Below are 7,701 nucleotides of genomic sequence, written 5' to 3' on the forward strand. Positions count from 1 at the left end.
GGGTGGACCGGCCGGAATGCTGGCATACAGCTCGGTTATGCGGACAGCGGTTGACCGCTTTACCACCAGGAGCGTGGCTACGCTGTGTTGAAGTGGCCGTAAGAAGCATTGAATTCATTGCCGGACGCTCCTACCGTTAATTCATCGTCTGGTGAATTAACTGTAGGAGAGCGTGATGGCACCGGAAACCAAGGGCAGGCCAAGCGCGGTTGAGGTCGCGGCACTGAGCGTGACACGCGGCCACCGCCAGATTCTCCGCGACGTGAACTTCAGCATCGCGACGGGCATGATCACGGGTTTGCTTGGACCATCGGGCAGCGGAAAGACCACCCTGATGCGAACTATGGTGGGCGTTCAGAAGATCAACTACGGCACGGCCACGGTTCTGGACCTGCCCGCGGGGGCTCCGCTGCTCCGCCACAGCGTTGGTTACATGACCCAGGACGCGAGCGTGTACCCGGACCTTACGGTTGAGGCGAACGTGAGGTACTTCGGGACGATGGCGGGCTCCTCGCGTGCGCAGGTCCGTGAAGCCGTTGAGGCTGTTGGCCTGGCCGAATTCTCCAAGAGAAAAGCCGTTCAGCTATCAGGCGGACAGTTCAGCAGGGTGTCGCTGGCCTGCGCACTGGTAGCCAAACCGAAGCTGCTCATCCTGGATGAGCCAACGGTGGGGTTGGACCCTGTGCTGCGGGTGGATCTGTGGAACAGGTTCGCGCGCCTAGCGGAGGAGGGCACCACACTTGTCGTTTCCAGCCACGTGATGGAGGAGGCCTCGCGCTGCAATTCCCTGCTCCTGCTCCGGGACGGTGCGCTGCTGGCCCAGCTCACTCCCACAGAACTCAGACGCCGGGCAGGTACCGAGGATCTGGAACTCGCCTTCCTGCGCATCATCGAGCAGAGTGAGCGGGAGGATGCGGCATGAACCTGCGAATGATGTTGGCAACCATGGGCAGAGTCCTGGGACAGCTGAGAAACGATCCCCGGAGCATCGCGCTTATCCTAGTGGTGCCGGCGCTGCTGCTTACAGTCGTCTATTTCCTGTTCGAGAACGAGACGCTGCCTCCTGGCGCTCCCCGGACGTTTGATCGTGTCGGGCTGATGATGCTCGCCATCTTCCCGTTTGTGGTGATGTTCCTTGTCACGTCCATCACTATGCTCCGGGAGCGGACCTCCGGCGCCCTGGAGCGCCTACTCACAACCCCCATCCACAAAGCCGATCTCCTCTTTGGCTATGCCATCGCGTTTTCCCTGATGGCGGCTCTTCAGGCGGTGGTGGCAACCGCCATCGCGTACTGGGTGTTCAATCTGGACATCGAGGGAAGCCCGGTGCTCGTGGTGCTGGTGGCGGTGGTGAACGCGGTGCTGGGGGTGGCGTTGGGACTGTTGTGCTCTAGCCTTTGCGCGAACGGAATTTCAAGCGGTGCAGTTCATGCCCGTGGTGGTTGTCCCACAGATCCTCCTCTGCGGGCTGTTCGTAGCCCGAGAACACATGAATGACGTGCTGGAGGCAATCGCCAACGTCCTTCCCCTGACCTACTCCATTGACGCGCTGTTCGAAATAGCGGTTAATCAGGAAGCCACCAGCGAGCTGTGGACGGACATCGCCGTGGTGGGTGGGGTGATTGTGGTGGTGCTGGCCCTTGCATCCCTCACCCTTCGGCGGCAGACGGCGTGACGGCTGAGGGCCGGAGGATTCTGCGTGGACGGCGTGCTGGAAAAGAAGACACTCGTAGCGCCATCATCCAGGCCGCGCGGAGCCTCTTCGCGGAGCACGGGTTCGAGGGAACCAGTCTGCGGCAGATCGCACGCTCAGCCAACGTCGATCCCGCGCTGATCCACCACTACTTCGACGGCAAGGAAGGGCTTTTTGCCGCCTGCATCGAACTTCCGGCCGATCCCGCGACGGCGCTGGCCGGCGTCGTCGCCGCCCCACCGGACCAGCGCGGCGAGGCCCTGCTGCGCGCCATCCTCGGGCTGTGGGATTCCCCTGCGCAGCCCGCACTGCTCACCCTTCTGCGCGGCGCCGTCGGATCCAAGAGGCAGGCCGAATTGATGCGCGAAGTGTTTGGACGCCGGATTCTGGTGCTGGTCACGACAGGAATGGACGACGACGACACACGCCTTCGCGGGTCCCTCGCCGCCAGCCAGATCATGGGTCTCATGCTGGCGCGGTACGTGATCAAACTGGAACCACTCGCGTCCCTTAGCCATGACGAACTGGTCCGGAATCTTGCTCCGACCGTACAGCGGTACCTCACCGGCGAACTGTGATCGTACGGCGCCTCCCGTCAGCATTCGTGCGTGCTGTGCGGTGGTGCGGCTGACCGTGTCGGCCCGGTTTCAGCCCCGCCGCCGTGTCAGGCCGCGCTGTCCCGCCTCGGCGATTGCGGCGGACCGTGTGTCCACTCCCAGCTTCCGGTAAATGTGCAGGAGGTGGGTTTTGATCGTGGTCTCGCTGACGTACAGCGTCCTGCTGAGTTCACGGTTACTCAACCCGGAGGCCAGCAGTTCCAGGATCTCCGCCTCCCTCGGCGTCAAGGCGGTCTCCGGTTGCTGCATCCGCTTGAGGAGGACAGACGCCACCGGAGCAGACAGGGTGGCCTGTCCCCGGGCGGCAGCCCTGATTGCGGCATAGAGCTCAGCCGGCGTGGAATCCTTGAGCAAATAGCCCGTGGCCCCGGCGTCGATGACCCGGACAATGTCGGCGTCGGAGTCGTAGGTGGTGAACACAAGAACCCTAATGTCCGGCGCTTCGGCGGTGATGCGCCGTGTGGCTTGAACACCGTCCATCCCGGCGCCGATGGACAGGTCCATCAGCACTACGTCGGGGAGCAAAACGAGGGCCTGGCGCACGCCGCTGTCGCCGTTGGTTGCTTCACCTACAACCTCAAACTCCGGCTGTGATCCGAGGATGGCCCGCAGCCCGGCGCGCACCACGTCATGATCGTCGATCAGCAGGACTCTTGTCATGTTTCCTCCTGGCGGGGCAGCCATGCGGTGGTCACGGTTCCCTCCCCGGGGGAACTCTCCAGCGTGAAGGTACCGCCGAGCTGCTCCGCACGCTGACGCATCGCCCGCAGGCCGTAGCCGCTGTGTTGCGCTGCAGGGTCAAATCCGCGCCCGTTGTCAAAAATGTCGAGGCTCACGCCATCGGGCAGATAGGACAGCGTGAGTACCGCCGTGTCCGCAGCCGAGTGAAGCCGCACATTCGCTGCGGCGCTTTGCGCGATCCGCAGCAGCGCGTGCGTAGATTCCGCCGGAAGCGGATACTCCCCGCCGGTCACGTTCACCTGAAGACCGCGGACGTCGGCAGTGACGGTCCGCAGCGCCTCGGCAAGGCTTCGGTGGTCAAGCTGTGGAGAGGTCAGGTTGTGCACCAGGCTGCGGGCTTCCACCAGACTGCCGCGGACAGCTGCGGTTGCCCTGGTCATGTGGGAACGGGACGACGACGGCGCGACTTCCCACAACTGGTCCGCCGCCTCGAGCAACAGCAGGGACTGCGTGAGGTCCTGGGTGACTGTGTCGTGTATTTCGCTGGCGAGCCGCTCACGTTCGGCCAATGCACCTTCCCGCTGCTGGCTGGTGCTCAGTTCTGCCTGCGCCGCGGTGAGCTCATCAAGCAGTTTTTTGCGGGCAAGGCTCTCCTGCTCGATCTTGTTGTAGACGGCGAGCATGAGCACTGCCACCGCCACGGGCCCAACAATGAGCGCCGCATCCGGACCGCCCGTCAGCCGTGCCAGCGCCGCGACCATGACAAGAACCACAAGCACAAGAGAGATGCGCGCCTCCCAGCCCCGCAGCAAGTGCCGGCACGCGAAAAACAGCGGAAACGCGCACCACGCGAAACTTGGCGCCATGAAGGCAAGCGTTCCCCAGAGGAGCACGACCGTCATGAGCCAGGTGCCGGCGAACTTGCCGGATGCAAGCAACAGGCTGCCGCCGGCATACACGCCTGCCAGAAGCAGGGACAGAATCAGCAGCATTACCCATTGACCGTTTAGTCCGTGCGAGAGGAGATACCGCACGGCGGAGGTGACGAGGAGCAGGTAGAAGCCGGCGTGCATCCACGTCAGAACCGGCGCGTTGCCGGGTAGCTTCAGGGTCATGGAAGGGGCCAATCGGGAAATGGGAACTGCTGCGATTCTAGCGTGCGGAAGGGTTACCGTACCTCGTCCAAAAGGAGGAGGTACACCCGCCCTCGTGGACCGCCGAAGACGGACCTTGCAGTGGATGTGACTGGAGCTACCGCAGCGGCACACTGGTGGTGTAATGCGTTTCCTTCGAACTGAGGACAATCATGGTCAAGCCCAATACTCCGCGCCTAACCTTCGCTGTCGCATCCGCCGCGGTGCTCGCCGTCGGACTCGTCGCCTGCTCGTCGTCGGCACCCACCGCTGAGCCCGCGTCGGATTCGACACCGGTTGCCACGGCTGAACCGACGCAGGAGACCACTGCTGCTGCCGAGTCCGGCAGCGGGGCGGTGCTGAACTTATCGCGGCTCAGCGTTCAGGTTGCAACGGAAGCAGCGCAGGCCGCACTCTCCCAGTGCCAATCCGACGGTCTCGGGTTTGTCTCGGTTGCAGTCGTCGACAGGTTTGGCCAGATCCAGGCCATGCTCCGCGGCGACAACGCGGCCGAACACACCATGGAGTCGGCACGGTTGAAGGGGTACACGGCTGCGGCGTTCGGCGCGAATACGTCCGAGCTGACTGAGCGCGCTGCCGGCGACGGCGCCACCATCCGTGACCTCCCGGGTACGCTCTTCCTGGCCGGCGGCGTCAGTGTAAAGGCCGGGGAGTTGCCGATCGCAGGTATTGGCGTGGGTGGCGCCCCGCAGGGTACAGCCGATGAAGCCTGCGCGCAGGCCGGCCTCGATGCCATCGCCGGTTCCCTTGGCGGGTAGGTGCGCCGGAGTCCTGTGGGCGTTGCTGCTCCTTTCCCTGGCAGCGTGTACGTCACCGCCTTCAGAGCCAGGGAGGACGGCCGGTGCCTCCAGTGCTGCGGTTTCCCCGCCGGGATCGGCCACGCCTGCTTCCGCTGCCCCAACCGAGGCGGCGCCCGCGCTGAAGGCGTCCTTTGTCCTTGCCACCGCGGCCTCCGGAGATTCGCTCGCTGTTGTTAACCCCGCAGATCGGACCAATCCGGTGGTGGCGAGCGTCGTCGTCGGTCAGGCCCCGTGGGACGTTGCCGTTCACGGCGGTCGCGCGTTCGTCTCCACCGCCGAGGGTGTTGCGGTTGTGGACCTGAGGGAACGACGGCGCACGTCCCTGATTGCCTACGCGCACCCTGTGCAGGACATCGAGTACGGGGAGTACCGCCCGGGCGGAACCGGCATCGCGGTGAGCCCGGATGGATCCACGGCGTTTGTCGCAGTGGTGCGCGCTACGGGTCCCGCCGTGTTGGAGAAGATCGATCTGGCCACCGGGAAGGTTGTGGGAAGCGTTGAGGTTGGTCTGCGCCCATTCGATATTTTGATGTCCGAGGATGGCACTGAGGTGTACACGATCGACCATGACTCCTTCAGCGTGCACATTGTCGAATCCGAAACGCTCGCTGCGCGCCGTGTGGAAGTGGCGCCGTTCGGGACCACTGGCGGTCTCGCCTCATGGGAAAAACCGCACTACGCCGCGCTGGATGCCGACGGCCGGATTCTCCTGCCCTACCAGGGTTTGGCGCTGGCTGTTCTGGATCCACGTTCCTCGACAGTGACTATCGAGGAGATGGGCGCTAATTCGCACCAGCACGGCGCGGCGCTGACGGCTGACGGTGGGGGGCTCCTCTCAGTGGGAACGGGAGCGTTTGGCAATGCGACCGGCGAACCGAACCTCACCATCAGGGAGCTGGACAGCGGTGAAGAGCGCGTTGTGCCACTGAACCGATTGCATGAAACGGTGATCCCGTGGACCGACCCCTCAAGCGGGCGGGAGAAGGCGCTCCTATCCGGCGGCCACACCCGCGATGGGTTCTGGGAGGGCATCACCGTGGTGGACCTTGAGACCCTGGAGCAGCATGAACTGGCGGTGCCGGGACGCCCGCAGGCACTGGCGGCGGTTCTGCAGCAAACCCCTTAAGCTACCGCGTGGTGCCTGGGGTGGGGAGTGGAGAGGGTGGTGGGGTGAATACCCATCGTTCCATGCGTCTGCACACGGTGCTGACCTAACCTCATCCTTTAGACGTATCACCTGCGGCCCGAAGATCATCCCGCAGATCGGCGTATCCGGGGGGCGGGAAACGTAACGTTGAAGTATCACCAAATACTTCTCTACCCCCTAAGGATGCCGCCATGATTGAGGCAGTTGGCCTGGCCAAGCGCTATGGCTCCAAAACAGCGGTGGACCACGTCTCGTTCACTGTGAAACCCGGACGGGTTACCGGTTTTCTCGGGCCCAACGGTGCCGGCAAGTCCACCACCATGCGGATGATCGTCGGGCTGGACAACCCGTCCGACGGTAACGTCACCGTCAACGGCAAGCACTATGCCCAGCACGCCGCTCCGCTCCGTGAAGTTGGCGCCCTGCTTGATGCGAAGGCAGTCCACACCAAGCGCAGCGCATATAACCACCTTCGCGCTATGGCGGCAACCCACGGCATTCCCAACAGCAGAGTCAAAGAGGTCATCGATATGACCGGTCTCGGCCCCGTGGCCAAGAAGCGGGTCGGCGGGTTCTCGCTCGGCATGGGTCAGCGGCTGGGCATTGCATGCGCACTGCTGGGCGACCCCCACACGGTGATCCTGGATGAGCCGGTTAACGGACTCGATCCCGAGGGTGTTCAGTGGGTCAGGCACCTGGCCAAGGGACTTGCGGCCGAAGGGCGGACAGTATTCCTCTCCTCCCACCTCATGTCCGAGATGGCATTGACCGCAGATCATCTGATTGTTATCGGCCGAGGCAGGATCATTGCGGACGCGCCCATCAGCGAGATCATCGCCACCCAGGGCCAGGCGCGCACGCGCGTCCGGGCTGAGCAGCCCGAAGGTCTTATCCGGGCGCTCGCGGCTGACGGCGTCACCACCCACCACCTGGAATCGGAACTCTTTGAGGTCACCGGCGCGGACTCCCGGCGGATTGCCCAGGTGGCACTTGCCAACCAGGTCCTTATCTATGAACTGACTCCGCTGCAGGCCTCCCTTGAGGACGCCTACATGCAACTCACCCGCGATGACGTGGAGTACCACTCCCATGACCTGGCCCCGGCCGGCGCCGGAGTCCAGGAAGGAAACCAGCCATGAGCATCGCAACAGCAACACCCGTGGCGCCAAGCCGCCGCAGCACCCAGGGGCCCGGGGTCAACTTCCTCCGCATCCTCAAATCGGAATGGATCAAGGTCACCACTGTTCCGTCCACCATCGTCCTGCTGGCAATCACCCTTGTGGTGATGGTGGGATTCGCCGCGTTGGCGGCCTGGCAAACTACTGTGCTGCTCGAATTTCAGGCGGATCCCGAGATAGCCGCACAGATGCAGGGAGCACCAGACGCTGCATCGATTGTTGGCACTCTCCCCGGGTCCGGACTGGTCTTCGGGCAACTCCTGATTGGATCACTCGCGGTTGTTCTCATCGCGTCGGAGTGGGCCACCGGCATGATCAGGTCCACGATGGTAGCGGTACCTAAACGCATTCCTGCCCTGTTAGCCAAGCAGTTGGTGTTCGCCGTGGTTGCGTTTGTGGTGGGCGCCGGCTCCGCGCTGATCGGCTACTTT

The 7,701-nt window shown here is 63.7% G+C and carries 7 protein-coding genes and 2 pseudogenes; 7 read left to right on the forward strand and 2 right to left on the reverse strand.

The window, feature by feature from the left end; translation table 11 throughout:
• Positions 1-175 precede the first annotated feature (175 nt).
• The 3 genes and pseudogenes from Y708_RS24615 (at position 176) to Y708_RS0111820 (ending at position 2,271) form a co-directional block, all read left to right on the forward strand.
• Positions 176-922 carry an ABC transporter ATP-binding protein gene (locus tag Y708_RS24615; RefSeq protein WP_035776148.1) on the forward strand — a complete coding sequence of 249 codons (747 nt, stop codon included), beginning with the start codon at positions 176-178 and terminating at the stop codon, positions 920-922.
• A gap of 8 nt (positions 923-930) precedes the next feature.
• Positions 931-1,675, forward strand: a pseudogene (locus tag Y708_RS24620) (ABC transporter permease).
• Entirely contained in the window at positions 1,672-2,271 is a 600-nt protein-coding gene (locus Y708_RS0111820) for a TetR/AcrR family transcriptional regulator (RefSeq protein ID WP_051478940.1), read from the forward strand. The pseudogene Y708_RS24620 and the gene Y708_RS0111820 overlap by 4 nt, the downstream one beginning before the upstream one ends.
• 69 nt (positions 2,272-2,340) lie before the next feature.
• On the opposite strand, the gene Y708_RS0111825 is transcribed toward Y708_RS0111820, so the two are convergent.
• Positions 2,341-2,970 (reverse strand): response regulator, encoded by a 630-nt coding sequence (locus tag Y708_RS0111825; protein ID WP_028280094.1) that lies wholly within the window; start codon positions 2,968-2,970, stop codon positions 2,341-2,343.
• Entirely contained in the window at positions 2,967-4,106 is a 1,140-nt protein-coding gene (locus Y708_RS0111830) for a sensor histidine kinase (protein ID WP_028280095.1), read from the reverse strand. The genes Y708_RS0111825 and Y708_RS0111830 overlap by 4 nt, the downstream gene beginning before the upstream one ends.
• A gap of 191 nt (positions 4,107-4,297) precedes the next feature.
• On the opposite strand from Y708_RS0111830, the gene Y708_RS0111835 reads away from it, so the two are divergent.
• From Y708_RS0111835 to Y708_RS29835, 4 genes and pseudogenes are all read left to right on the forward strand, one after another.
• On the forward strand, positions 4,298-4,903 hold the full coding sequence (locus Y708_RS0111835) for a GlcG/HbpS family heme-binding protein (RefSeq protein WP_035776150.1): 606 nt from the start codon (positions 4,298-4,300) through the stop codon (positions 4,901-4,903).
• Complete coding sequence (locus Y708_RS0111840; protein WP_216699787.1) at positions 4,875-6,071, forward strand: YncE family protein; 1,197 nt, start codon at positions 4,875-4,877, stop codon at positions 6,069-6,071. The genes Y708_RS0111835 and Y708_RS0111840 overlap by 29 nt, the downstream gene beginning before the upstream one ends.
• A gap of 212 nt (positions 6,072-6,283) precedes the next feature.
• On the forward strand, positions 6,284-7,231 hold the full coding sequence (locus Y708_RS0111845) for an ABC transporter ATP-binding protein (protein WP_028280098.1): 948 nt from the start codon (positions 6,284-6,286) through the stop codon (positions 7,229-7,231).
• Positions 7,228-7,701: pseudogene (locus Y708_RS29835) on the forward strand (ABC transporter permease); the annotation flags it as partial. The gene Y708_RS0111845 and the pseudogene Y708_RS29835, both read left to right, overlap by 4 nt.

The organism is Arthrobacter sp. H5 (assembly GCF_000520595.1).
Lineage (GTDB): Bacteria > Actinomycetota > Actinomycetes > Actinomycetales > Micrococcaceae > Arthrobacter_D.

Bases quoted from the DNA above. Each gene is read 5' to 3' on its own strand.
- Y708_RS24615 (WP_035776148.1), top strand. From the start codon at position 176: ATGGCACCGGAAACCAAGGGCAGGCCAAGCGCGGTTGAGGTCGCGGCA.
- Y708_RS0111825 (WP_028280094.1), bottom strand. From the start codon at position 2,970: ATGACAAGAGTCCTGCTGATCGACGATCATGACGTGGTGCGCGCCGGG.
- Y708_RS0111830 (WP_028280095.1), bottom strand. From the start codon at position 4,106: ATGACCCTGAAGCTACCCGGCAACGCGCCGGTTCTGACGTGGATGCAC.
- Y708_RS0111835 (WP_035776150.1), top strand. From the start codon at position 4,298: ATGGTCAAGCCCAATACTCCGCGCCTAACCTTCGCTGTCGCATCCGCC.
- Y708_RS0111840 (WP_216699787.1), top strand. From the start codon at position 4,875: ATGCCATCGCCGGTTCCCTTGGCGGGTAGGTGCGCCGGAGTCCTGTGG.
- Y708_RS0111845 (WP_028280098.1), top strand. From the start codon at position 6,284: ATGATTGAGGCAGTTGGCCTGGCCAAGCGCTATGGCTCCAAAACAGCG.